This window comes from Trichloromonas sp. (genome assembly GCF_041583255.1).
Classification (GTDB): domain Bacteria; phylum Desulfobacterota; class Desulfuromonadia; order Desulfuromonadales; family Trichloromonadaceae; genus Trichloromonas.
This window is the reverse complement of the sequence record NZ_JBFHGD010000023.1, coordinates 1-24,119: the sequence shown is the minus strand read 5'-3', so window position 1 is coordinate 24,119 and position 24,119 is coordinate 1. Positions and strand designations below refer to the sequence as shown.

28 protein-coding genes are annotated in these 24,119 nt (G+C 60.7%); 12 read left to right on the top strand and 16 right to left on the bottom strand.

Annotated elements, in window-relative coordinates; genetic code table 11:
* Nucleotides 1-151 precede the first annotated feature (151 nt).
* Nucleotides 152-520: a YajD family HNH nuclease gene (locus ABYV89_RS03480; RefSeq protein WP_432821536.1), complete on the bottom strand. Its 369-nt coding sequence runs from the start codon at nucleotides 518-520 to the stop codon at nucleotides 152-154.
* Nucleotides 521-716: 196 nt separating this feature from the next.
* Here ABYV89_RS03480 and ABYV89_RS03475 point away from each other — a divergent pair, with 196 nt between their 5' ends.
* The 5 genes from ABYV89_RS03475 (at nucleotide 717) to ABYV89_RS03455 (ending at nucleotide 5,455) form a co-directional block, all read left to right on the top strand.
* Nucleotides 717-1,379, top strand: coding sequence for a cytochrome c oxidase assembly factor Coa1 family protein (locus tag ABYV89_RS03475; RefSeq protein ID WP_432821535.1), 663 nt, complete (start codon nucleotides 717-719; stop codon nucleotides 1,377-1,379).
* A 26-nt stretch (nucleotides 1,380-1,405) separates the two neighbouring features.
* A complete protein-coding gene (locus ABYV89_RS03470; protein ID WP_432821534.1) occupies nucleotides 1,406-1,918 on the top strand; it encodes a PaaI family thioesterase in 513 nt (170 codons plus the stop codon).
* Between the two features lie 115 nt (nucleotides 1,919-2,033).
* Nucleotides 2,034-2,636, top strand: coding sequence for a LemA family protein (locus tag ABYV89_RS03465; protein ID WP_432821533.1), 603 nt, complete (start codon nucleotides 2,034-2,036; stop codon nucleotides 2,634-2,636).
* A gap of 14 nt (nucleotides 2,637-2,650) precedes the next feature.
* The gene (locus tag ABYV89_RS03460) at nucleotides 2,651-4,585 is read left to right on the top strand and encodes a M48 family metallopeptidase (RefSeq protein WP_432821532.1); all 1,935 of its coding nucleotides are present in this window, start codon (nucleotides 2,651-2,653) and stop codon (nucleotides 4,583-4,585) included.
* A 63-nt stretch (nucleotides 4,586-4,648) separates the two neighbouring features.
* Nucleotides 4,649-5,455 (top strand): hypothetical protein, encoded by an 807-nt coding sequence (locus ABYV89_RS03455; RefSeq protein ID WP_432821531.1) that lies wholly within the window; start codon nucleotides 4,649-4,651, stop codon nucleotides 5,453-5,455.
* A gap of 172 nt (nucleotides 5,456-5,627) precedes the next feature.
* Here ABYV89_RS03455 and ABYV89_RS03450 read toward each other — a convergent pair whose 3' ends face one another.
* Nucleotides 5,628-5,918 carry a hypothetical protein gene (locus tag ABYV89_RS03450; protein WP_432821530.1) on the bottom strand — a complete coding sequence of 97 codons (291 nt, stop codon included), beginning with the start codon at nucleotides 5,916-5,918 and terminating at the stop codon, nucleotides 5,628-5,630.
* A 594-nt stretch (nucleotides 5,919-6,512) separates the two neighbouring features.
* Between ABYV89_RS03450 and ABYV89_RS03445 the strand changes: the two genes are divergently transcribed.
* From ABYV89_RS03445 to ABYV89_RS03435, 3 genes are all read left to right on the top strand, one after another.
* The gene (locus tag ABYV89_RS03445; protein ID WP_432821529.1) at nucleotides 6,513-6,683 is read left to right on the top strand and encodes a hypothetical protein; all 171 of its coding nucleotides are present in this window, start codon (nucleotides 6,513-6,515) and stop codon (nucleotides 6,681-6,683) included.
* Nucleotides 6,680-6,820, top strand: a complete 141-nt coding sequence (locus ABYV89_RS03440) for a hypothetical protein (protein WP_432821528.1) — start codon at nucleotides 6,680-6,682, stop codon at nucleotides 6,818-6,820. Before ABYV89_RS03445 ends, ABYV89_RS03440 begins: the two co-directional genes overlap by 4 nt.
* A 113-nt stretch (nucleotides 6,821-6,933) precedes the next feature.
* Entirely contained in the window at nucleotides 6,934-7,413 is a 480-nt protein-coding gene (locus ABYV89_RS03435; RefSeq protein WP_432821527.1) for a hypothetical protein, read from the top strand.
* A gap of 137 nt (nucleotides 7,414-7,550) precedes the next feature.
* On the opposite strand, the gene ABYV89_RS03430 is transcribed toward ABYV89_RS03435, so the two are convergent.
* The 11 genes from ABYV89_RS03430 to ABYV89_RS03380 form a co-directional block, all read right to left on the bottom strand.
* On the bottom strand, nucleotides 7,551-8,183 hold the full coding sequence (locus ABYV89_RS03430) for a carbonic anhydrase (protein WP_432821526.1): 633 nt from the start codon (nucleotides 8,181-8,183) through the stop codon (nucleotides 7,551-7,553).
* Between the two features lie 72 nt (nucleotides 8,184-8,255).
* On the bottom strand, nucleotides 8,256-8,798 hold the full coding sequence (gene purE / locus ABYV89_RS03425) for a 5-(carboxyamino)imidazole ribonucleotide mutase (protein ID WP_432821525.1): 543 nt from the start codon (nucleotides 8,796-8,798) through the stop codon (nucleotides 8,256-8,258).
* 27 nt (nucleotides 8,799-8,825) lie between these two features.
* Nucleotides 8,826-9,812, bottom strand: a complete 987-nt coding sequence (locus tag ABYV89_RS03420; protein ID WP_432821524.1) for an L-threonylcarbamoyladenylate synthase — start codon at nucleotides 9,810-9,812, stop codon at nucleotides 8,826-8,828.
* A gap of 260 nt (nucleotides 9,813-10,072) precedes the next feature.
* Nucleotides 10,073-10,453 (bottom strand): DUF2294 domain-containing protein, encoded by a 381-nt coding sequence (locus ABYV89_RS03415; RefSeq protein WP_432821523.1) that lies wholly within the window; start codon nucleotides 10,451-10,453, stop codon nucleotides 10,073-10,075.
* Nucleotides 10,454-10,719: 266 nt separating this feature from the next.
* On the bottom strand, nucleotides 10,720-11,679 hold the full coding sequence (locus ABYV89_RS03410; protein WP_432821522.1) for an autotransporter outer membrane beta-barrel domain-containing protein: 960 nt from the start codon (nucleotides 11,677-11,679) through the stop codon (nucleotides 10,720-10,722).
* Between the two features lie 294 nt (nucleotides 11,680-11,973).
* On the bottom strand, nucleotides 11,974-13,836 hold the full coding sequence (locus ABYV89_RS03405; RefSeq protein ID WP_432821521.1) for an ATP-binding protein: 1,863 nt from the start codon (nucleotides 13,834-13,836) through the stop codon (nucleotides 11,974-11,976).
* A gap of 207 nt (nucleotides 13,837-14,043) precedes the next feature.
* On the bottom strand, nucleotides 14,044-15,426 hold the full coding sequence (gene dbpA / locus ABYV89_RS03400; protein WP_432821520.1) for an ATP-dependent RNA helicase DbpA: 1,383 nt from the start codon (nucleotides 15,424-15,426) through the stop codon (nucleotides 14,044-14,046).
* Between the two features lie 128 nt (nucleotides 15,427-15,554).
* Nucleotides 15,555-15,836, bottom strand: coding sequence for a peptidylprolyl isomerase (locus tag ABYV89_RS03395; protein WP_432821519.1), 282 nt, complete (start codon nucleotides 15,834-15,836; stop codon nucleotides 15,555-15,557).
* A 158-nt stretch (nucleotides 15,837-15,994) separates the two neighbouring features.
* Nucleotides 15,995-16,423: a hypothetical protein gene (locus ABYV89_RS03390; RefSeq protein ID WP_432821518.1), complete on the bottom strand. Its 429-nt coding sequence runs from the start codon at nucleotides 16,421-16,423 to the stop codon at nucleotides 15,995-15,997.
* A gap of 24 nt (nucleotides 16,424-16,447) precedes the next feature.
* The gene (locus tag ABYV89_RS03385) at nucleotides 16,448-16,927 is read right to left on the bottom strand and encodes a hypothetical protein (protein ID WP_432821517.1); all 480 of its coding nucleotides are present in this window, start codon (nucleotides 16,925-16,927) and stop codon (nucleotides 16,448-16,450) included.
* Nucleotides 16,928-17,209: 282 nt separating this feature from the next.
* Complete coding sequence (locus tag ABYV89_RS03380) at nucleotides 17,210-17,464, bottom strand: hypothetical protein (RefSeq protein WP_432821516.1); 255 nt, start codon at nucleotides 17,462-17,464, stop codon at nucleotides 17,210-17,212.
* A gap of 450 nt (nucleotides 17,465-17,914) precedes the next feature.
* On the opposite strand from ABYV89_RS03380, the gene ABYV89_RS03375 reads away from it, so the two are divergent.
* Nucleotides 17,915-18,412 (top strand): YcxB family protein, encoded by a 498-nt coding sequence (locus ABYV89_RS03375; protein ID WP_432821515.1) that lies wholly within the window; start codon nucleotides 17,915-17,917, stop codon nucleotides 18,410-18,412.
* An 88-nt stretch (nucleotides 18,413-18,500) separates the two neighbouring features.
* Here ABYV89_RS03375 and ABYV89_RS03370 read toward each other — a convergent pair whose 3' ends face one another.
* A complete protein-coding gene (locus ABYV89_RS03370; protein ID WP_432821514.1) occupies nucleotides 18,501-18,692 on the bottom strand; it encodes a hypothetical protein in 192 nt (63 codons plus the stop codon).
* A 285-nt stretch (nucleotides 18,693-18,977) separates the two neighbouring features.
* Here ABYV89_RS03370 and ABYV89_RS03365 point away from each other — a divergent pair, with 285 nt between their 5' ends.
* On the top strand, nucleotides 18,978-19,475 hold the full coding sequence (locus tag ABYV89_RS03365) for a 3D domain-containing protein (RefSeq protein ID WP_432821513.1): 498 nt from the start codon (nucleotides 18,978-18,980) through the stop codon (nucleotides 19,473-19,475).
* 77 nt (nucleotides 19,476-19,552) lie between these two features.
* Here the strand turns inward: ABYV89_RS03365 and ABYV89_RS03360 are convergent, their stop codons facing one another.
* Complete coding sequence (locus ABYV89_RS03360) at nucleotides 19,553-19,900, bottom strand: hypothetical protein (RefSeq protein ID WP_432821512.1); 348 nt, start codon at nucleotides 19,898-19,900, stop codon at nucleotides 19,553-19,555.
* Nucleotides 19,901-19,968: 68 nt separating this feature from the next.
* Nucleotides 19,969-20,277, bottom strand: a complete 309-nt coding sequence (locus ABYV89_RS03355; RefSeq protein ID WP_432821511.1) for a GIY-YIG nuclease family protein — start codon at nucleotides 20,275-20,277, stop codon at nucleotides 19,969-19,971.
* Nucleotides 20,278-20,578: 301 nt separating this feature from the next.
* Between ABYV89_RS03355 and ABYV89_RS03350 the strand changes: the two genes are divergently transcribed.
* Both ABYV89_RS03350 and ABYV89_RS03345 read left to right on the top strand, forming a co-directional pair.
* Nucleotides 20,579-20,968: a response regulator transcription factor gene (locus ABYV89_RS03350; RefSeq protein WP_432821510.1), complete on the top strand. Its 390-nt coding sequence runs from the start codon at nucleotides 20,579-20,581 to the stop codon at nucleotides 20,966-20,968.
* Between the two features lie 35 nt (nucleotides 20,969-21,003).
* On the top strand, nucleotides 21,004-24,119 hold a 3,116-nt coding region (locus ABYV89_RS03345; protein WP_432821509.1), incomplete at its 3' end, for a DEAD/DEAH box helicase.

The following is a 24,119-nucleotide window of genomic DNA, read 5'->3' as shown; positions in this document are numbered from 1 at the left end:
CTATCGTGAAATGTGTACGACGGAGGATCCGACGCGTTTGGCGGAAATTCGGCGGGACCTGCTGGCGTATTGTAGGTTGGATACGTTGGCGATGGTGAGGATTCTGGCGGAGTTGAAGAAACTAGGGGGAGCCTAGCGTCCCCCCAGGACTTCAGGATTTCTTGAACCGCTCAGCAAGCGCGGCAAAGGGGGAGTGAGCCAGCGAGGGTTTGTCCGGGCGGCCCGCTGAGGTGTCTGCGCTGCGCTGCTCCTGGATGCCGCGGGTATGCTCATGGTCGTGGCAGTAGAGGCACAGCAATTCCCAGTTGCTGCCGTCGGACGGATTGTTGTCGTGGTTGTGGTCCCGGTGGTGCACCGTCAGCTCGCGTAGCTTCTTGCCCTCAAACTCGCGGGTGCAGCGGCCGCAGACGTGGGGGAAGAGTTTCAGGGCTTTTTCCCGGTATCCGGCCTGGCGCGCGTCTTCCTCTTTGCGCATCTGGGCGACGAGTTGATCGTCTTTATTGGTCTGTGAGCCGGTCATGAAGTCTCCTGGGGCGGATTGTCTCTAGGGGCTGTTCCGTTAATTTAGCAGTTAATGACAGATGAGGGCAAGGGGACTTTTGCGGGTTTTCTGGTTGACCTGTGCCAATTGTAAGGCGTAGCCTGCTTCTCATTGCAAACTTAATTACGGCATCAGTGAGTCTTGAGCGTGATCCCGATAATCGATGGAGCGGATTTTGGATTTTGAATTTGTGTGTGAAAACAACTCCGGCCAGGGCAAAGGCACGCCCGTTCCCGAAGCCATCCGGGGGTGGAACTGGGGCGCCTTCTTGCTTAACTGGATCTGGGGGGTCGGCAACAGCACCTTTATCGCGCTGCTCATGTTCGTCCCCTTGGTCGGCATGGTGATGCCGTTCGTGCTCGGTGCGAAGGGCAACCAGTGGGCCTGGCAGAATAAAACCTGGAAGAGTGTCGAGCATTTCAAGGCGACCCAGAAGCGCTGGGCGATCTCCGGCTTGATTATTGTCGTTGTCAGTCTTTCGGCCTTCTTCTTTTTAATCACCGGCATCATGAAATACAGCGACGCCTACAGGCTCTCGCTTGACGTGCTGCAACATGATCCGCAGGTGATCGAACTGGTTGGCGAACCGGTTTCTCCCGGCTTGTTGATTATCGGCAACGTCCAGGCCAGCGGTGGGACGGGGCGGGCCGTTTTGAGTTACACCATAGCCGGCCCCAAGGGGGAGGCCACCGCTCATGTCTTTGCCAGCAAAGAGATTGAGGGCTGGCAATTGAAGGAACTGACAGTTTATTCGGAAGAACAACAGAAACGGATCGATCTCATAACCCAGAGCCGGCCGGATGGGAAATCGCTGGAGCCCGGCAGTACCTGGTTTTAACAGGCAGCCGAAGCCGAAGGATACCGATGAGCCACAAAATCATCAAAAGCCAGAATATCTCCAAAGACTGCATGATCTGCGGCACCGAAAACCCGTTCGGGCTTAAGACCCGGTTCTACCAGACCGCCGCCAACGAAGTGATCGGGCTGTTTCAGCCGCGCAAAGAACACCAGAGTTATCCCGGCGTGACCCATGGCGGCATCTCGGCGGCCATCCTCGACGAAACGATCGGGCGGGCGATCATGTCCTTTTACGATCAGAACACCTTCGGCGTGACCGTCGACCTGCAGGTGCGATACAAGAAGCCGGTGCCGCTCGGGGTGGCTCTCAAGGCGATCGGCCGCATCACCAAAGACAACGGCCGGATGTTTGAAGGGACGGGCGAAATCTACCTGCCCAACGGCGATGTCGCGGTGTCGGCCGAAGGGAAATACATGAAACGGCAACTGGGGCAGATCACCGATACCGATTTTATCGAAGAGGGCTGGTTTTCACCGGAGGGGGAGTGCCCGGAGGAGATAATGTTGGGTGAAAAATGAACGCGTATATCAATCTGGAATTCAGGCGCCCCGCCTGTCATCTAAGGTGCGTTTCGCTCCTTGATCTTTAACGCAAGTTCTTTCGCTGAGAGACAACATCGCTCAAGGAGGTATTATGAGTGCCACGGGAATCGTTCTTCTTGTCATGCTTGCCATGTCGGCCCTGCTGATTTTTTACGTCATCTGGCTCTACAATCGGCTGGTGCAGCTGAGAAACCAGTTCAAGAACGCCTTTGCCCAGATCGCTGTTCAGCTCAAGCGGCGCTACGATCTCATCCCCAACCTGGTGGAGACGGCAAAGGGCTACCTGAAGCACGAAAAGGAAGTACTCGAGGCGGTCATCACCGCCCGCAATCAGGCGGCTTCCGCTGAAAAGAAGGCCTCAGCCAATCCGGCGGATCAGGCGGCCATCGCCGGCCTGATGGGGGCTGAAGGGGCCCTGAGCGGCACTCTCGGGCGATTGTTCGCGCTGGTGGAGGCCTATCCCGAGCTGAAGGCCGACAATACCATGGCGCAGCTCAGCGAAGAGCTGACCTCCACCGAAAACCGGATCGCCTTCGCCCGTCAGGCCTTTAACGATGCCGTCATGTTCTACAATACGGCCCGCGAGGTTTTTCCCAGCAATATTGTCTCCGGGTTTTTCAATTTCAGCCCGGCGACCCTGCTTGAGCTTGAGTCCACCGAAGAGGCGGCGGCGCCGCAAGTCTCCTTCACCTGATCCCGGAAACCGGCATGCTTGATTTTTTTTCCCGGCAGAGAAGGGCCCGCCAGAAGACCGGGCAGCTGCTGTTGCTCTTCGCCCTGGCCGTTTCGCTGATTATCGTCTGCGTCTACCTGGCGGTGCGGGTGGCCTATCTCTGGCTGCAGCTGAACAAGCTCGAGGGCATCCCCCTGCCGCTGTGGGATCCGGCCATGTTTTTGGCGGTCGGCGCGACCACGGCTGTGGTCATTCTCGGTGGGTCGTATTACAAGATCCGCGAGTTGAACCAGGGGGGATTCCGGGTCGCGGAAATGCTCGGCGGTCGCCTCGTTGCAACCGTCACCGAGGTGCCCGAAGAGCGCCGCCTGTTGAACGTGGTCGAGGAGATGGCGATTGCCTCCGGCGTTCCCGTCCCCGAGGTCTATGTCATGGAGCGGGAGCGGGGCATCAATGCCTTCGCCGCCGGATTCGGCTACGATGACGCGGTGATCGCGGTAACCAGAGGCGCCCTGCATCTGCTCGACCGCGACGAACTCCAGGGGGTGATCGCCCACGAGTTCAGTCACATTCTCAACGGGGACACCCTGATCAACCTGCGCCTGATCGGCTGGCTGCACGGCCTGCTGCTGATCGCCCTGGTCGGCGAAGGCCTGGTGCGCGGTCTGGGGCGGACGCGCAGCCGCAGCGGCGGTGCCGTCATCGTGCTCGGTTTTTCCCTCTACCTGCTGGGGTATCTGGGGGTGCTTCTCGGCAACCTGATCAAGAGCGCCATCTCCCGCCAGCGCGAATACCTCGCCGACTCGTCGGCGGTCCAGTATACCCGCAATCCCTTAGGGCTGGCCGGAGCCCTCAAGAAAATAGGCGGCCTCAGTGGCGAGGGGCACATCAGCCATCCCCAGGCGATGGAAGCCAGTCACATGTATTTCAGCAGCGGTCTGGGGCAGAGCTGGCTCGCCAGCCTGTCGACCCACCCGCCGCTGTCCGAGCGCATCCTTCAACTCGATCCCGGCTTTGACGGTGTCTTTCCTGTGGTCTCGGCTCTTCCTGTCCCGGAACCGATGCCGATTGTCAGGGCGAGTCAGGGCTTCCGACGCCCTGCCGACAAGGTCCCGGTCGTCAGTGGCGCTGCCGCGGCCGCCATCCTGGCGACCATCGGAGCGCCGTTGCAGGAACATGCCGCACTGGCGCGACGCCTGCTGGCCGGACTGCCCCAGGAGGTGACAACCGCGGCCCGAGAACTGCGGGGCGCCTCCGCCCTGATCTATGCCCTGCTGCTGGATCGGGACTCGAAAATCCGCGACCGGCAACTGGACATCCTCAGTGCCGACGAGTACCAGGGGGTCGTTGCGGAAGTCGAGCGCCTGAACGCCCACCTCGAAGAGCTTTCCCCCCAGCTGCGACTGCCCCTGATGGATCTGGCCCTGCCGGCATTGCGCCACCTCTCGGCCGAGCAGTACCGGGTATTCAAGACGTGTGTGCAGAAGCTGTGTGGTGCCGACGGCAAACGCAGCCTCTTTGAGTTTGCCCTGGAACAGGCTCTGCTGCGCCATCTTGAGGCCCGTTTTTCCGGGCCTCGCCGGCAACTGGTGCAGATCTATGGGATACGGGGGGTGGTGTGGGAATGTTCCTGTGTCCTTTCGTTGCTGGCCCGTCGCGGCCACAGGGACGAAGGTCTGGCGGCACAGGCCTTCGAGCACGGAAGGCGGATTCTCCTTGAGCCCAAGGTCGATTTTGAATTTCTTGCGGCAAAGGATTGTGAACCTTCAAGCCTCAGCCAGGCCCTGGCATCCCTGGCGGCGACCAGCGGCCTGATCAAGCGCAAGCTGCTGGCTGCCTGCCTGGAAACTCTGCTGTATGACCAGACCGTCCAGATCGCCGAGGCCGAATTGTTCCGGGCGGTCGCTGATGCCCTCGGCTGCCCGGTGCCGCCTTGGCTGATGTTTGCTGAAGAAGCGGAAACTGCCTGATGGCGTGACCTGTTGTTTAATATTACTGAACATTTATGGTGAACTGACCCGGAGGTTTTCAAGATGGCCAACAGGGTATTTACAGGACTTTTTGCGCTACTTTTATGTGTGGGGGCAACGGTTTCTCTGGCGGCGCCCAATGGGCAGATCGTCATTTTCGACAAGGGACAGGCCGCTTATGATACCCCGGAAAACGCCTTGAACTCATTCTTCTCGGCCTGCATGGCCGAGGATCTGAAGTGGTACTTTCAGACCCTGACCGCAGAGAGCGCTGCGGTGGAAAAAGCCGACAATGAGGAAAATCAACTCGACCCGATGGTTGAATTGGCCATGTTTCGCCGTGGTTTTGTCCAGGGGACCATTACCGAGACCTTTGATTATCTCGAAGCCAGGGTGCTGGTGGTCCGGATCACTGACGATCTTGGCGACCAATTCCTCATACCCTATACTCTGGTCAAAGAAGGGGGCGACTGGAAGGTTACCAACAAATTCTCCGATGATGAAGCGCTGGAGCCGTACAGTGATTTTATTCCCAAATTATATTTCGGGCATGGCCAACGGCCAGCCGATGTCAATGCCTTCCTTGGGTATCATCAGCCGCAAGAGGCTACAACGACCATGGAAAAAGGGATTACTTCCTTTGATTTGCAGATCTATTATGGGGGGACCATCGATCCGGCCACATTTACGGCAACGCTCAATAAGAAGGATATTCGTCTGTTGTTCGAGCCCTTCCCCGGGTCGAGACAGTTTGTTGCTCTCCCCCTTGAGTCGGGTCGCAATGTTCTGGAATTGAGCGTAGAAGGGCTGCGGAGCGATGGTAAAACGGCTCAAGATTCGGATCGCCTGGTGTTTATCGTCTCGCCTTAGATGCAAGAGGTCGCAGAAAATAATGTTGCCTCCAGTCTGCAACGCCGACAAATAAAGGGGCACTGCCATACGGCTGTGCCCCTTTATTTGTGACGAAAAATGACAGAAAGTCGGTCTTGCTTAACCCGGCGGGTAAAACTTCCGGTGACGAGGCAATCACCTTATTCTCTAATCAGGGGAGCCGGTAGCCGTCTCCGGCAAACTGGATGTTGGTCGCATCGTCGCTGCGTGGCGGGGCCACGGCATGAATCCCGGCGCACTTTGGGCAGGCGCCGACAAAGGTAACTAAGGTGAACGGGGTGCCACAGCCCTGGCAGGTTGTGGCCAGGCCACCGCCGGAGATCGGTGCATTTCGCAGTCCGCCGCCGTGGGCCTGGGCCACAAATTCGACCAGCTCTTTCCCTTCGGCGAAAGGGCCGCCCCCACCGGCGTGATGTCCGCCGCCGCATGCACAATTACTCATGGTTTCTGCTCCTTGTCAATTTACGTATGGTTGGAAAGCGGGTGTATGGTACCCAGTGGATAATCCCATAGTAAGCGCTGTGACCTCTGAAGCGATATGACCTGGGTCAAAAAGCAGAAAGAGGGGAGCAGCAACAGATCAATTAATCGCGCAGTAGTGATAAATAGAGCGGGACCGGTTTTTCCCCCGAGCGGTTTTCCAGCAGCTCACCCCTCGTGACTTGACACAACAGGATCCTGAACGTATCTTCATGATTCTGTTGTTTAATGGTGTTGGGGGGATGGGATGAGATTCGATATCGCCAAGGTGCAATTAATGGCCGCCTGTTACCGGTGTGAATACCGGGGGGGCGGTTTTTCTGTTTTGGCCGCCATGAAGCAATGCAGTATATGACCTTGTGCCTCGATGTCCCTGGGTTCCTGCCCAACTACTGATGTGAGGAGACTGAATGTCGTTTTTCAAGAAGCTGTCCCGCAAGGATGCCCCCAAGCCTGCGCCCGAGCCAGAGCGCACGGCCGAGGAGATGCGCGCCGACCCCGAGCTCATCCAGATTTTCGACGAGTACGGCCGCGAACTCTTTGTGGACCGGGCGACTTGCTGCCGGACAATCTGCGCCAGCACTGGGACGATGCCGACGAACTCTACGGCGTGATCCTTTCTGCATTGAACGACGAGATGTTCGCCGAAGTTCTTGAGGCAGCGCGGCATCTGCATGCCATCGACACCCTGCCCGAGCGCGGCGCCTGCTTTTTCTTGGCGCCTTGAATAAGTACAAGACCTTCGGTTCTCCGACCTACCGGGAGTTTGAGGCCAAGGCTCGAAAACTGCTCAGTGATCCGCCGCTTTCTGGCGTCATTTCGGATGTGGTGGAGAGTACGCTCGAGACGGTTTTTGCCGGGTAAGAAGGGGTGTCTCGGCTTTACTGACGGGGATAATGCCGTCTGGATGTTCCAAAACAGAAAAAGTCTGTCCCCTTCAGCCCTTTCCATGATGAACTGACACGGAGGTTTCCCCGATGGCCAACAGAATAGTTGCCGGATTTCTTGTGCTGCTGGTAGGTATGATGGCAACGGTTTCCTATGCGGCGCCCCATGGGCAGATTGTCATTTTCGACAAGGGGCAGGCCACTTATGACACGCCGGAAAACGCCTTGAATTCATTTTTCTCGGCTTACATGGCCGAGGACCTTGAGTGGCATTACCAGACTCTGACGGAAGCGGCCGCTGCTGAAAAAAAGGCCGATTTCGAGAGGAACCAACTCGACCCCATGGCTGAATTGGCCATATTCCGCAGTGGTTTTGTCGAGGGGGCCATTACCGAGACGCTTGATTATCTCGATGCCAGGGTGCTGGTGGTCCGGATCACCGACGATATCGGTGATCAGTTTCTGCTCCCCTACACCCTGGTCATGGAAGGGGGGGAATGGAAGGTTACCAACAAATACTCCGATGCCGAAGCGCTGGAGCCGTACAGCGATTTTATTCCCTATCAGTAATTTCGGCCCGCGGTTCGGTTCCCGGGCCGAGTCGACCCTCCCTTCGCCCCCACAAAAATCAACGCCGACAACAGAGAGGGGCACTGCCAGCCGGCAGTGCCCCTCTCATTTTGAAAATGATACAAAGCAGGCCGTGTTTAAACCAGGGGATCAAAGCTTCCCGAGTCTGGGCAATAACCCAGCAGCGATCCCGCCTGCAGATCAAAATACCAGCCGTGCAGGGCCAGCGAGCCCTCTTCTACGCGTTGCCGCAGCCAGGGGAAGGTCATCAGGTTGTCAAGGGAGAGCAGAATCGACGCCTGTTCGCAGGCGCGCTGCTGCATTTCCGGCGATTTCTCGGGGAGCCCCTGCAGCACCTTCTGCTTGGCCCGTTCGCCGATCTTGACCCATCGGCCGATGAAGGAGTGCTCGTCGTTGCTGCAGGTCCCCGACATCAGCGCATTGATCCCCCCGCACTGGGAGTGCCCCAGCACAATGATGTGCCCGACCATGAGGTGGCACACGGCGTATTCGAGGGCGGCGCTGACCCCGTGGTAACTGGCGTCGGTCTGGCAGGGCGGCACCAGGTTGGCGACGTTGCGTACCACGAACAGGTCGCCCGGGGCACAGTCGGTGAGAATCGCCGGATCGACCCGCGAGTCGCTGCAGCCGATAAGGAGGGCCCGAGGGGTTTGCCCCTGCTTGAGTTCGTCGAACAGTTCGGTGTCCGGACCGACGGCGCCGCTTTGAAAACGCTGAAAGCCGGCGACGAATTCCTTTACATCCTTCACGTGAACCTCCTATGGCGAGTGGCTTAACTTGACTGTCGATGACCGCTGGTCAACGGTCCGCTTATACCGAGCTTAGCAGCAGGGCTTGGTGGCCAGGGCGGCCAGCGCTTCGTCGGCAGTGAGGTCGTAACGCTGGCGTTCGCGCTTTGCCATCTGCTCAAGGGCCTGGTCAATGGCCGGGTATTTCAGGGCCAGAATCCGCGCCGCCATGACGGCCGCGTTGCGGGCGCCGTCGATGGCGACGGTGGCTACCGGCACGCCGGGGGGCATCTGCACGGTGGAGAGCAGGCTGTCCAGGCCGGAGAGGGGGCCGTTGCCCAGGGGCAGGCCGATGACCGGCAGGCGGGTGTGGCCGGCGATGACCCCGGCGAGGTGGGCGGCCACACCGGCGCAGCCGATCAGCACCTGCACCCCTTCGGCGTGGGCACGGTCGAGGTAGGCGAGGACCTTGTCCGGGGTGCGGTGGGCCGAGGCGACGATGATTTCGCTGCGGATTCCGAGTTCGTCCAGGGTGTCGCGCACCTTGACCACTTTAGGAAGGTCGTTGGGGCTGCCGGTGAGAATGCCGACCAGGATGCGGTTTTCTGTTTCAGTGTGAATCGCGGTTGAGCTCATTTTTGTACTCCTGTGTGGGGGTGATGGTTAGGCCGGCGTCGCAGCGCGGCGCAGGCGATCCTGAATAGCCAGCCACTCGCCGGTGGCGGGCGGTATTTCGACCAGCAGGCGGCTGTGGCCGCCCGCATCGAGGGTGCGCAGGGTGGCGTAGAGTTGCCGGGCGTATTCCCGCGGCGTTGAGGGCATGACGACCCGAGCTATGCCGGGTTCGACCTCTAACCCGCGTCCGGCCGGGGCAAGGGTCATGACGGCCGGTCTTTCTCCATTTTTGATCAAAGCGTGCACCCGCGGCCAGAGTTCCTCGCCCGGACACAGCTCCAGCGGGGTGGTCGGCGCGTAATGGGAGGAGAGCATGCCCGGCGCCCGGACCCTGGAATGGGCCGGGGAGGAGAATTCCAACCGCCCTCCGAGCACGGCTGAAACCTCCGCGGCGGGAATTCCGCCAGGGCGCAGCAGGCGCGGGATGTTATCCACCAGGCTGATGATTGTCGATTCGAGACCGACCTGACAGTCGCCCCCGTCCAGGATCATCTCGATCCGGTCCCCCAGCTCGTCGCGAACGTGATTCGCGCTGGTCGGGCTGATCCGTCCGAACCGGTTGGCTGACGGCGCCGCCAGGCCGCCGCCGAAGGTTCGCAGCAGTTCGAGGGCCAGGGGATGGTCGGGAACCCGCAGGCCGATCGTGTCCTGCCCCCCGGTCACCTCCAGCGGAACCGCAGCGGCTTTCGGCAGAATGAGTGTCAGCGGGCCCGGCCAGAAGTGCTCCGCCAGGCGGTAGGCGTCTTCAGGGACCTCGCTGGCCCACTGAGCAAGGCTTGCCGAGTCGGCGAGATGGACAATGAGCGGGTGGTCCGCAGGTCTCCCCTTCAGCTCGAAGATGCCGCGCACGGCCAGGGGATTGCCGGCGTCGGCCCCCAGGCCGTAGACTGTTTCGGTGGGGAAGGAAACAACCTTGCCGGCCCGCAGCAGTTCGCAAGCGGCATGGATATCGGTGGAGAGGGTCGCGCCTTTCATGGGGCATCCTTGGTGGCCGCGTCGCCAGCCTGAAATGAAAATAGGGCTGCGAATGCGTTAAAAGCACTCACAGCCCCATTGAGTTTAAAAGCCGCCGGACGCGGATCTTAAATCTGACTTAGACTTTTGTTGCGGCACAAGAGCCATGCCCCGGATTGGGTCGTGCATGGTTTGGTCTTCAGCTTGCCTGATTGGCCTTCTGCAGCTTATGCCTTTGAGTCGCAGAAATTATAGTTTTCGTGGCCGCCTGTCAAGACCTTTCAAGTGTTGCTGATGTCCGGCGGGGCTACAAGGGAGAAAATAATGACCCGCTCGCCGGTGACGGTGCTCAGGTCGGTATGCAGGCTGCGGACCGACACCCCGAGAACGTCCTTTACCACGGCATCCAGCAACGGGCGCCCTTTCTCGAGGAGCGCATGCCGCATCCGCTTGATCAGCTCCCGACCGTTGTAGGCGTCATTCGATTCGGCCAGCTGGCATTCGGGGCGCGTCAGCACCCCCTTCAGGCGCACGACGACCAGGTCGTCAATGATATAGGTCTTGGTTTCAAGCGGTCCTCGTCCCATATATTCTTTTTCGAATCGAATAACCGCATCGCTGATTTCAGCCTCGAGCTGTCCCTGGGTTCTCGCTGCTTTCATGGCCTGCTCCTTGGTGTCCGACTTGGCCGGTCAGGCGGTTTCGCTCACCGGTGCCCCTCATGATAAAAGGAAACGCGTTGGAGATGCTACATTTTTCAGCTTAAAGAGCGAGTATGGTCTGTAAACCTGTTTTTCGACCTGTTTTCGATCCGGAAAAGACTATAGAGGCGGGAATCGCTTGGAGGGGCAGGCACCAGCAGGCAAGTACTGGTTATCCAGGTAAACGGGACAGGCTTCTCGACCAGGAGCTTGTCGATTTTTTTGGGTCAAAAAAACCGGTATTTCAGACCAAGGCTCAACGAGGAAGATTTCCAGTTGACTTCGTTCAGGTAGGTTTTTCCGATCGTGCCATCGGCGAGGAAGATGGTGTCCGTTCCCCGATCCGTCTCCCAGTGCTGATAGTCGCCAACCAGATCGATTGTCCAGCGCGGCGTAAGATTCATGACCACTCCGGCCGCAAGCACCACCCCGCTTCCATTGGCCGCATGCCTGAAGCTAGGGCTCTGGGCCAAGGCGTCCGTACCGCGGTTTCGCAGGTTCCAGACCGCTTCCGCTGAGAAATCGGCCCAATGGTATTGCGCTGAGCCGAACAGGTGTGTAGCGGCCCCTGCCTGATAGTCGAGATCAATGCCAATCCACCCCGTTCTCCACTCGGTTTCATAACTGCTGTCAAGACCTGGAAACGCTCCCAATGGGGGCGTGCGTGAAGGTGTGGCAAGGGTTTGTACCCCATCCGTGATGTTGAGATTCTGTTCGTGGTATGACAGCCCCGCAAGGGGGGTCAGTGCGAGGCGTCCATCCAGCATGCGGAACCGAAACCCGCCCCCTATCGAAGCGTCAAGAACGTTATCGCCATCGGTGTCGTTGTTCGACCTTGAATATTCTTGAGATCGATTATTGCCGTCATAGTCAGAATCCTGGTTTTCTCCATCGAAAATCCAGCCATACCCTAGCGAACCTTTCAGCACCGCGTCGGCATCGTAGCGATTGTGGAAGGGGATTTGCAATTTGCCGGAAACCTCGACATCGTAAATTTCAAGGTCATCCCAGGTCAGTTCTGAAAGAATATTCGGAAGGTTGTCCACATCGGCTATGTTCCAGTCGATCTTGTCCTTGCGGTAACCGGTCCTGAATTCAAGTGACGATTCCATCATCTCTGCTGCCTGGCCGGTGCCTGTTGAGATAGCAAGGAGAGCCAGCACGACCAAAGCGATCCGTTCGAGCATCTTTTTATTGCCCCTTTCTGATGTAATCCATATGGAGCGGTGCTTTGAAAATATAACTGCCATGACGGGATATGCAACTGTGTTGAAGAGACCGAGCAGGGGTTGGCAAAGTCAAGGGGGGAGGGCGTATTGTCAAAGCAGAAAGGGGGGGCAGGCAGCAGCGGAGCCAGTCTTTGGACAACATCAGCTGAATTGACGGATCTTGAAAAACGACCTTTGATTTCATTGGTGCGCAGCTGAGCCTGGAGCTGATCGGCGGTGTGGGCTCCGAGGATGCTGGCGGGACGGTTGAGCTCAGGCGGCAGGCAGGGTAAAGAAGAAGGTGCTCCCCTTGCCCGGAGCACTCTCGACCCAGATGCGCCCCCCGTGGGCCACAACGAGCATCCGGGTGATGTAGAGACCGAGCCCGACACTGTCACGGCGCCTGGAGCCTTCGGGTCGGTAGAAACGCTCGAAGATGTGCGGCTGATCTTTCGGGTCAATTCCCTGGCCGTGGTCGCTCACCGAGATGATGACCTCCGTTTTCCCGGCTTGCGCCCGCAGTCGGACTGAACTTCCTGGCGGGGAATATTTCTGGGCGTTGCTCAGCAGGTTAACCAGGATGCGCTCCAGGCGGTGTCGATCGGCAGGGACCTCGGGCAGGCTTTCGGCTGTCTCAATCCGCAAACGTTCCTTATCGATGATCCCTGCATGACTCGCCACCAGCTGGTGGAAAAAGGCCTCGACATTCACCGCCTCCTTCTCCAGCGTGAGCGGGCCCCCATCCACACGTGCTGTTTCGACCAAATCCTCGATCATCCGGGTCATCCTCTGGGTGCCCTGCACTATTTCATCGCAGGCCAGCCGATGCTGCTCTTCCCCAGTGTCTATTCTCGAGGCCTCCTGCAGCAGTTGCGCATACCCCTGGATGATGGTCAGGGGGGTGCGCAGGTCATGGGAGATCGTGTGCAGATACAGGTCCCTCTCCGCCTGCAGGTCGTGCAGGGCGGTAATGTCCGCTGAGGTTCCGACGGCTCCCACCCTTATCCCGTCCGGGGTATAAATGGCGGCGGCGCTGTTGCACATCCAGAGGTCCTTGCCCCCGGGGCGGCGCAGCACCGCGATGACACCCCGCATGGTTTCGCCCGCGACCGCCCGGCGCATGGTTTCCTGCAGATCAAAAGGCTCGCCCTCGGGCGTCTCGACCTTGAACCGGGAGATGCGTTCCTCCAGGGCCTTGCTTCGATCCGCGGGTGAATAACCGAGCATCTTTTCAGCCGCCGGATTCATGTGGCGGATCATGCCGACGGGATCGTAGATGATCACCGCGTCGGCGATGGCGTTGAGGGTCGCCTCCTGTTCCGCCAGCAGGCGTTCCTGCTCGAGCTCCATGCGCTTGCGCGCGGTAATGTCCCGGGTCAGGGTGGCAAACTGGCCGCCGCCCAGGGAGAAGACCGAAACCAGGATGTGCTTCTGGGAAATGGGGAAGAAGAACTCCAGTTGCGCCGGCTTTCCGGTTGCGGCCACATCGGCATAAACGCTGAGAATAGGCTCCAGATCGAGCGTCTCTCCGTAAAGCTCACTGGCCCGTCGGCCAAGCGCTTTTTCTCGGGGGATGCCGAGAATTTCCTCGTAGGCGGGATTGATGTCTGTCACCAGCCAGTCGACCGGGCGGCCTTCCGGATCATACATGATCCGGTCGATAGCCACAGCCTCCTGCATGTTATCGAAAAGCTGGCGATATTTTTCTTCGTTTTGCCGTAACGCCTCTTCCGCCTGCCGCCGGCGAACGATGTGACCCCATTCGCGCAGGGTGCGATCGACGACCCTGGGGAGTTCGGCCAGGGTCATCCCGCCTTTTACCAGGTAGTCCAGCGCACCGGCCTTCATGACCTCGACGGCAGTCTGCTGGTCGCCGGAGGCGGTCAGGAGCACCACGGGAAAGTCGGCCTGCTCGCGATCAGCGCAAAGAAGCTCGGTCCCTTTGCCGTCGGGGAGCATGAGATCGACCAGGGCCAGGTCTGGAACGTGGTCGGCCAGAAAAGCACGGGCCGCCGCCAGGGTGGCGACGGTGGTCAGACGGATGCGCGCACTGCAGGCGCACAACGACTCCCCGATCAGGTTGGCGTGCATTTCCGAGTCTTCAACCAGGAGTATGTGGATTGTCTTTGAATTCACAGCGCCTACCATAGCTGATGATGTATACGCATTGCAATGTTTGAGATGTTTGCAATGTGTAAACTATAAACTAAAAAAATCAGAAAACGAGGGCAGGAAGCTCGACTCGAATTTATCGAGGGGCGCGCTGAAGGCCTTGAGGGGGGAGAGGGGACTTTTCCTGTGCCATTAGGGGACAGGCACCTGTGGAGCCAGTCCCCGGAACCCTCAACTGAATTGACGGATCTTGAAGAAACGTCCCTTGATTTTGTTCGCGCTCAGGCGCGCCAGGGCGTGCCTGGCGCTGGCCCGGCGGATAGCGACGTAGCTGTGGAAATCGAAGACGTTGATCTTGCCGACTTCGCTTGCGGCAATGCCCGCCTCGCCGGTGAGGGCGCCGAGGATATCGCCGGGGCGCACCTTGTTTTTGCGGCCGCCGTCGATGCACAGGGTCACCATCGGCGCTTCAAAAGGGGTGGCTGAGGGCATGGCCAGGGTATCGAGTTCGGCGCGGGGGACGGCTTCGCCGAGAACCTCTTCAATCGCCGCCGCCCGCCGGCTCTCGGCAGCGGTCACCAGGCTTAAGGCCAGCCCCTGCTCGCCGGCGCGACCGGTACGGCCGATGCGGTGGATGTGCACCTCCGGGTCGCGGGTGAGCTCGTAGTTGATGACGGCGGTCAGTTCCTTGATATCGATACCGCGCGCCGCGACATCGGTAGCGACCAGAATCGACGCGCTCTTGTTGGCAAAGCGGGCCAGCACCTGGTCGCGCTCGCGCTGCTCCAGGTCGCCGTGCATCGCCAGGGCCGAAAAGCCGCGCTCGCTCAGCGCATCGGCGACTTCCTGGCACTCCAGCTTGGTATTGCAGAAGACCAGGGTCGATTCCGGCCGGTAATGGCCGAGAATCCGTGCCACCGCGGCCATCCGCTTGCCGCTCTCCACCATAAAGAAGAGCTGCTCGATCTGCCCGCTTTCATGGATCGCCTCGACCTTCACCATGACCGGTTCGCGCTGCACCGTCGCGCTCATGGCGGCGATTGTCTCGGGGTAGGTGGCCGAGAAGAGCAGGGTCTGTCGATTTTTCGGCGTGGCGGCGACGATGCTGGCGAGATCCTCGGCAAAGCCCATGTCGAGCATGCGGTCGGCTTCATCGAGAACCAGCGTCCGCAGGGCTTTCAGCTCGAGGCTGCCGCGCCGCAGGTGGTCGAGAATGCGCCCCGGGGTGCCGACCACGATATGGGCGCCGTGTTCGAGGGAGCCGAGCTGCGGGCCGAAGGGGACGCCGCCGCAGAGGGTGAGGATCTTGATGTTATCGGCAAAGCGGGCCAGTCGCCGCAGCTCCTTGCCGACCTGGTCGGCAAGTTCGCGGGTCGGGCACAAGACCAGCCCCTGCACGCAGAAGCGGGCCGCCACCAGTTTCGCCAGCAGGCCGATGCCGAAGGCGGCGGTCTTGCCGCTGCCGGTCTTGGCCTGCGCGATCACGTCGCTCCCGGCCAGTATCGGCGGCAGGCTGTGGGCCTGGATCGGGGTCATCTCACTGTAGCCGAGGGCAGCAATATTCCGCAGCATCGAAGGGGGGAGCGGGAGGCTGGCAAAGGCGGTTGGCATCATGGATGGCTCTTCTGTTGGGGGGCAAATGGCAAAGCCGCCGGCCGCTTGCTGCGACCGTGCGGCTTTGTTTTGATCCGTTCCGAGTTGCGCTCCGAAAATGGCTCCGGATCTGTTCTCGGTAAAAAAAACTATGCGGTTCGCTTGGTAATCTCGATCAGGTGATAACCGAACTGGGTCTTGACCGGGCCGAGCACCTTGCCGACTTCGCCGGAGAAAACCACTTCGTCGAACTCGCGAACCATCTGGCCGGGGGAGAATTCGCCGAGTTCGCCGCCCTGCTTGCCGGAGGGGCATTTGGAATACTGCTTGGCGACGTCGGCAAAATCGCTGCCGGCTTCAATCTGGTTCTTCAGGGTGATGCAGTCGGCCTCGCTGGGAACGAGGATGTGACGGGCGCTTGCTTTAGCCATGATGATTCTCTCCTTCATAGATTGATATGAGTGACTAGTTTTACCTGAATTCTGCCTGCCTGTCTAATTCTTGTGGGATATTTAGTTTTTGGGCCGGCTCAACGGGGTGTTTTCAGTGGGGGAGCGGCACCTGCGGAGCCATTCCCCTTGTTGCGTGTTTATCGCAGCAGCTGCGTTCGGCGTCGCCGCTCGGCGTAATCGACCTGGTGGCTCAGCCGCCAGTAGTGAACCAGCCTGCGCCGGGTGGCCGGCAGGCGGCCGAGGACCAGCGCCGCGGCGGCCAGAAAAAAGAGCAGGCCGCTACTTCCGGAATATTCGAAGCGCAGGTCGTAGCGGGCGAAGTCGTCACCGAAACGCAGCAGCGCCGTGAAGAAAAGAGCCCAAAGGGTGAGCTTCAACAGCAGGCTGAAACTGCTTTCGGGCTTGACCATCCCCGTGGCCACCTTGCCCGCCAGGCGCTTCCAGCGCCAGGTGAGCAGAGCGTGCAGGCAGAACCCCATACCCAGGAGGCTGTCGAGGATGCGGCTGGACAGGTAACCGCAAGCCAGCCCCCAGGCGAGGCTTGTGGCGATTGTGGTGAGACTCATGGGCGGCTCCGGCAGGTAGGCCTGCTATTCCTCTGTCGTTGCGGCAAGATCCGCCGCCAGCGCTTCGACGGTGGCGAGGTCTTCTTCGTTGAACTCTTCGACCCAGAGCAGCGTTGCCAGGTAAAGCCCGATCAGCGGGGAGTCTTTGTGGATGTGCGCAACCTTCGCATAAATCCTCAGCTTGGCCTCGGCATCATGATCCCCGACTTTTTCCACCATTTCGAGACACAGGTCATTGATTGCCGGTGCCATCTCGGTAAAGTAGGAAACCAGCAGGTCCATGGCCAGCTGACCTTCCTCGGTTTCGAAGAGAACCGCGTCGAGGCGTGCGGCAGAACCGGCTTTGCGGTTGACCAGGGTGTCGTGACGAAAGTTTTTCAGCCCGGCCGCTTCGGTCCAGCGGGAGAAGATGAACGGCTGCTTCTTGGCGCATGCGCGGGAAATAGCGACTTTTCTGGACTCCTGAAGAGCTTCCCAGGCCTTGATGACGGATGACGGAACCATCTTTTTCTACCTTTCCTGTGTACCTGTGCGGTGTTGGTAAGCGAAGGCGGATGGGAGCGAGACCGGAACCGATGTCAAGGCGGCCGCGGACCCATCCCGGGTCGCTTGTTGCCGGCAAGCCTGTAGCGGCTCAGGCCAAGCTACCCAATTATTATTTGGCGCACTATGCCATTATCGACGCGGGAGAACAAGCTGTGATGGTGGGAAAAGTGCAGGTCAACAGGGTCGCCGCCGATGCGGGCGCGCCGGAAGGGGCTGAACTCGCCGGGAGATCCCTCTAAGTCACTGAGGCGGGGGAGGCTTTGGCTGAGAGCCGCCCTCGACCATGTTGACGGTGCGGGACGCCTTGGCCTGGTAGATTTTCTCGGCGACGAACAGGGCGCAAATGCTGAGAATGATCACCATGACCAGCAAGGGCAGCACGTCCCGAAGCAGGAAAGAGCGAATCCGCTGCAGATAGGAACAGTCGATTTTAGAACATTTTGACGAAGTATTTTTGGGGATGCAGCGCATATGAAACATATGAAGAGTTCTCATGAGGGTCCTCCGTTTACTCAATTCAAGTGCAGCCGATCTGCGTCGTATGGAGTCGGCAGAGCAATGGACTGCTCGGACAGGGCGCCTTCAGGGAGAGTCTGCCCCTGGGTGTTCTGCACTTGAGACATTAGGTGATGATTTAAAAAAGCAAGGATCTTGCCAACTAAGTAAACTCTAATAACCGCCCGGAATCAATACGCCGGGAGCATCAGAGGCAACCGTCGGTGTTTCTAACTGTTGTGTTTTCTTTACAGTAACGTGTCGGAAAAGACACTGTCTCGATCGTCATGGAGAGCCGGGCCCGGTCTTGCCCGGCCCTTTTCCCGGCGTGCGGATGCGTTCCGGACGCCTTGCTTGCCCAGAAATCCCGAGACAAAACAACACTCATGTTGTAAAACGGTCACTGGTCGCCGTTTATTACTCTAATCCTCGCCGAAATGCGATAAGTCCATGCCTGAAACCATTATCATTACTTATCAGCTCACCAAAGATCTCTGGCGCCTTTTTTTCGAGGCCCACTACAGCTGCGACCGCTCGTTGAAGCTGCGCTACATCTGGGGCGTGGCGTGCATCGTCATCGGTTCATTCGGTTTTGGCGGGTTTTACGAATCGAGGGTGGTCGCCGCGCTGCTGCTGGCAACCGGCTTTTTCGGCGTCTTGTCGAAACAGATCCTGGTCGTCAAGTCGCTTCGCAACGCCAGCCGCCACCCCTTTTTCGGCAAGGAGCTGACGGTGTCGGTTGCGCCGGAAGAAATCTCGGTGCGCAGCGGCAACGCAGGCTATAGCCAGCCCTGGAATAATTTCGTCGGCTACCGCCGGCTCGACCCCGGTTTTCTCCTGTATCACGACCAGAACGCCTTCTTCTTCATCCCCGCGGCGGCCATGACGGCGGGGTACGCCAAGCGCGTGGTGCAGATTCTCGAGGCGGCCGAAGTGCCGAAGTTATGATCTGTCGCCAGGCCCGACCCGGCTCCGCCGGCGGGAAACGCAGGAACGATCAGCGCCTCGGTATGGTCTCTGAGCCCTGTCCCGGCGGTCACCCCTTTTTGGTCTGGTAATTGTTCTCACGAAACAGGTTCGCCCGCCGTACATCTTCGTAGGCGTTTCTTGCGATGGTGAAAACCCGCCGCTGGTTGAAGGTGGTCAGGGATCGATAGTAGGTCAGAAGCTCCTGCTCATGGGGGGACAGTTCGGTCGGGCCTGCGGTTTTTGTGCTATGATCGTTCATCATTTCTCCCTGAAAAGAGGTTGCGCCCAACAGGCAAGGGCGACTTTTATGTGCCTTTTTTTATGAGCACGAATTGTGCCCTCTTGGAAAAGTGGCATGTTATCGGCTGGTTAATGTGTTGTGTTGGCGGGCGGGGCGGCCAAAGAAGAGTTTTTCGGGGATATTTCGTCGCCCTAAGGCAACAGCCCTTTGGATGTAGGCCGGTAAGTTGCCGATATTGAGACAGATTCGCCTGTCGCCATTTGGCGGCAATACAAAGGATTCGAGGGGACAGAGGGCTGGAACATGCGGTTTTTACTTGTGCTGGTGCTGCTCAGCCTGCTGAGCGGGTGTGCGTCGGTTCGGCAGCAGGAATTTCTCGCCACGGGCTATTGCGACTGTTCGTCCTGCTGCGCGTGGTCACGGGATTTTCCCGATTTCTGGAACCGCCATTTCAACGCGGGGCCGAACAAGGGGGACGTCTACACCGGGCTCACCGCCAGCGGCACCAAGCCGCGGCAGCCGTACGACGGGCTGATCTCCGTTGATACCCTGAGCCACCCCTGGACCCTTCCGCACCGCCTGATCCTCCCCTGGTTCTGGTTCTCCCATGATGGAACCATTGCCGCCGACTGGAAATACTATGACCCCGGCACCCGCATTTATCTTCCCGGCTACGGCTGGGGGCGGGTAGAGGACAAGGGCTCGGCCATCCAGGGGGAAAACCGGCTCGACCTCTTTTTCTACTCCCACCGGCGGGCGCTTGAGTGGGGCCGGCGCACGGTGACCGGCACCATCGAATAGCCGCCGGTCCCGCCCGGCGCACCCTTCAGCGTAAAAACACCCTCCCGTACCTGTCCCGCCGCGGCACCAGCCAGCAATTACCCCCTGGTGAGCTTTCTGACCAGGTCCAGTTCGTCCTGCCGGCCGAGGATCCGCATCGCCTCAACGGCGCTGTCGGCGTATTCTTTGGCATCCCCAGTGAGATAGGCGAAGACAAAGGCGGAGATTTCGGCCTGCGCCGCGGCGCGCCGTTCTTCGGACGTTCTCTTCTTTTCCGCCTGGAGCCACAGCGTTTCGGCGCGCCCCTGGTGAAAGGTTATGGCCTTGTTGGCCATGGCGAGGCGCTCCGCCGAGGTCTGGCTTTCGTTGGACTTGAAGACTTCCACGATATTTTCAGGGAACCCTTCCTGGATGAGCTCGGCAAGGCGCAAAAGTTTGTTTTTCACTGTAACCTCAGGATGCTGTTGTCATTGGCGGGACGGGCGGACGAAATTGCGCCGAGACGGTGCGGGGGTCAGGACGTGGCAGCCTGGGCGCGGCCGCCGGATTCGACCCCGGACGTTTGCTCAAGCTGGTTGCCCGGAGAGCAGGTCAGGCGACGTTTATCGACCGGGCGCAGCCTCTTGATCTGCGCTTCGCGGCGGCTGGCGCTGCTGCGGTCATGGCCCCCCTCCAGGTAGACCAGGCGGCGCGGAGAACGGCCGCGAAAGTACTTGGCCCCCGTCCCGGCGAGGTGCTGGGCGTAGCGCCGATCGACGTCGGTGGTAATGCCGGTGTAGAGGGAGTCGTCCGAGCAGAGGATGATGTAGACCTGCCAGTTCATGTGCGCGTTCCGTTGGTTGCCTGTCGTGCCTGATCGTGCATGGTAGCATGCGGGAAGATGCGATGGCTAGCGTCCCGTGCGGTGAGTTCGCCGCACGGGACACTCGCTCCGAGCGGGCTGTCATGGCAGCTCTTCTGCCGGGGGGGATTGCAGGGCTGGCCGCGTGGGCCCGGTTGACGGGGCGCAATTCCATTTTATAATGAAATATCCCGGCGGATTTGGCGGGCTTCTGCACGTTTAATCCTCGCGTTCGGACAAACGGCACCAGGCTCTTTCAGGTTAAGCCCAGAGGAGGGTTCCCATGACCATGCGCATCCTGGCGATTGACGACGAAGCCGATGTGCTCCACCTGCTGGAGGTGAAGCTGACCAAGGCGGGCTACCAGGTTACCACCGCCCGCGACGGGGAGGAGGGGGTGGCCAAGGCCCTGGCCGAGCGTCCCGACCTGATGATCGTCGATGTGATGATGCCGAAGAAGGACGGCTACCAGGTGGTGGCCGAGGTGAAGGCGCAGCTCGGCCCGCAGGCGCCGGTTATCCTCCTTTTGACCGCTCGGGGCCAGGAGGCCGATGTCATCAAGGGGCTCTCCGGCGGGGCCGACGACTACATCATCAAGCCCTTCAGCCCGCGGGAACTGATCGAGCGGGTGAAGGTGGCACTGATCCGCAAAGGCAAGTTGGCCACGCCATGACCTGATGCCTTCTGCTCTTTTTCGATGGAGGATGCATGGATACCGACGGTCCGCGCGACGAGGAGCTGGAACCAACCCTCGACAGCGAACCGGCGCCGATGATGGAGCCGGTGGCCGAGCTGGCCGCCACGGCCGCGGCTTCGGCGGTCACCCCGCGCCGCTACTGGGAGGCCCAGGGTTTCGCCGATGCGATTCACCGCGACTTCGAGAAGGACCTGGCGCGGGGCGACTTCGCGGCCATGCGCGAGCGGTTCTACATCCTCGCCCGCTACTACGGCAAAACCCTCGCCATCCTGCGCCACGCCCTGCTCGATCGCCAGGAACCGCTGCTGCAGGCCTCCCTGCGCAACCTGGTGGCGCTGCATCACCCCTTCCACCACATGCACGACATCGCCCCGTCCAGCGTCCCCATTGCCCTGACCCTGGACAAACGGCACCGCCGTCGCCTCATCGAGGACCTGATCGTCGAGGTGCTGCAGGAGTCGGCGGTTCCCCTTTCTCTGGCCGACCTGACGACCCGGGTGAACGAATTGCACCTGCTGGCAAACGCCGGCGAAAAAATTATCCGGGAGCACCTGGAGAACCTGTCGGCGACCGGCCACTTGACCGGTGGAGAAGAGGGCTACCGCCGCAGTCACCGGGTTTACGTCGCCACCAACCTGGACCAGGCCGGGCTCGAAGCGTTGCTGGGGGAGGAGCTGTACCCCTATTTCGAGCAGGGGGGCTTCCACGGCCTGGCGGCCATCGTCGACCGGCGGCAGACGTTCCGGGAATTCCTCCACAAGCTGAGCGGTTTCGGCGCCGAGACGGCCGAGCTCTTCATCGCCGCGGCTCGGGAGCTGCTCGGTCCGCCGTCGGTAGCCCCCGACCTGGTTCCCTGGCACCATGCCGACCTGATCGGTTCCCTGGTTCCCCGGCCCTACCAGACCGACGCCTTCGCCATTTTTCGCGGCTACGGCTACCAGGGGCAGGTGATCGAGGCCCCCACCGGCAGCGGCAAGACCCTGATCGGCATGATGTGCATCCAGGACTGGCTGCGCACCCTGGCCCCCGGCCAGTCGATCCTGGTGCTGGTCCCCACCGTCAACTATCAGCAGCAGTGGTTCGGCGAACTCTGCCACAAGCCGACCGGGCTGCGGATGGCCCCGGACATGATCTTTGCCGGCACCCAGGCGGCCCTGGACGCGGAGGTAGCGGCCACCGGCATCTCGCCGGCGGTGATCGTCATGACCTACGCCGCCCTGGCTCAGGCCGGCTCGGCCACGGGGAAGGGGGGCTTCGACCAGAATTCCATCGAGATCTTCCTCCAGGGAAACGCCATCCGCTACGTGATCCTCGACGAGGTGCACAAGGTGGTGGAAGACCCGCGGAGCATCTCGGCGGAGGTGACCCGGCTGCTGACCGAGTGGCTGCGCGACGGCACCCTCAGCGGGATGATCGGCTTTTCCGGCACCGCCGCCGCCTACCGCCGGCGCTTCGCCAGCCTCGGGCTTCAGCTGGTCTACACCATGCCGGCCGCCGACCTGATCGCCTACGGCTTCGTCGCCCCCTTCGCCGAGCTGGGGATCCCCTTCGCCTATTCCGACCGCGAGCAGCAGGTGCGGGTGCTGCTGGACGAGTACAAAATCATCATTCACGAGTTTGTCGAGCTGGCGGGAAGCGACCGGCTGCGCGGCCTCTTTGCCGCGATTCCCCTGGATGAGCGGGTGGCCCTGGGGCGGGACATCCTGCGCATGTACGCCGGGCGCGCCAACCGGGAGCGGGCCCTGGCCGAGCGCTTCAGCGCCTGGGAGTCGGGCGGCCCCCTGACCATGAACGAGCTGCACCTGCTCATATTGGTGCAGCTGGCCCGCGGCTGGTCGGACCAGGCGCTGGTGACAGACGGCTTTGCCCCTGCCGAGCGAGAAGCCCGGCTCCGGCAGTTCGAGATGCTCTGCACGCGGCTGGAGGCGATCCGCGAAAAATTGCGGGGGCAGATCTACCTGCCCGATATTGTCCGGCGCCTCGAGGCCGCCGGCTTCGCCACCACCCTGGATGCGGCGGCGCTGCACCGGCTCCCCGCCGAGTCGACTTCGCTGGTCCAGCTGGCGGAGGGGGTGCGGGACGGGTTGGCCACTACCGTCGTCGGCCTCTACGACAGTTTGAAGAGCTTCTACCTGCGGGCCGGCGAGGGGCGGGTCGACTGCATCAAGGCGATTGTCCAGGCCGAACGCTCGATCCGGCCGGTCTCGGGGATCATCGTCTTCGATACCGGCAAGCGGATCCCCTGGGAGCGGGGGGTGGCAACGCCCGGCTACAGCGGTGTTGCCGGACTCTTCGCCGAAATGCTCGGCGACGGCCGCTTCACCCCCATGGAGGTCCTCTCCAGCGAAATATACTTTCCCTGGGCCGGGCAGAGTCCCCTGCCCGAACAGGTCGCCGGGTTTATCCGCCAGGAGATCCTCCTCGGTCAGCAGGGGCGCGCCCTCTTCGGCCTGGTGACCCAGGGGCTCGAGCTGGCCAAAGCCGATGCAGACCTGTTGGCCTCGGCCCTGGCCAGCGCTCTGAAGCGCTACGTGGCCGATCTGGGGTCGGTTCATGCCGCCCGCGCCGGGGAATTCAACCGCGAGGTGCTCAAGGGGTTCCGCCGGCAGATCCGCCGGGCCGGGCTCGGCCCGACCGGTGAGAAGCTGCTGGCGCGCCTGGATCTGAAGCACCAGTACCTGGCCAAATGGGTCGGAACCTTCTTCGATTACGCCATGATCGCCACCCGCTTTTCCGAGCCCCGCCTGGCCGAACTGCGACAGGTCAGCGGCGAGCTGCAGAAGTTCTTCGTGGTGCGGATGGCCGATGGCGATCGCAAGCAGCTGATGTACGACCTGACCTCCCGTATCGTCGATGCGGAATCGCTGCCGGTGAACATGGTCATCGTCTCCCCCTGGGCCCGCACCGGCTGGAACGTCATCCGGCCCAACCTGCTGATCGACGCCACCGCCACCCGCAACGTCACCGCCTGGCAGCAGCTGCGGGGGCGGGCGATGCGCGCCTTGTCCGGCTGGGACCACGACTGCTACCGGCTGGTGATGCTGCTGCTCGGCTCCCAGGCTCCGGGGCTGGATGAATCGGCGAACCTGCCGCCGGACGTGGTCGCCGCCGTCGAACAGCTCCACGG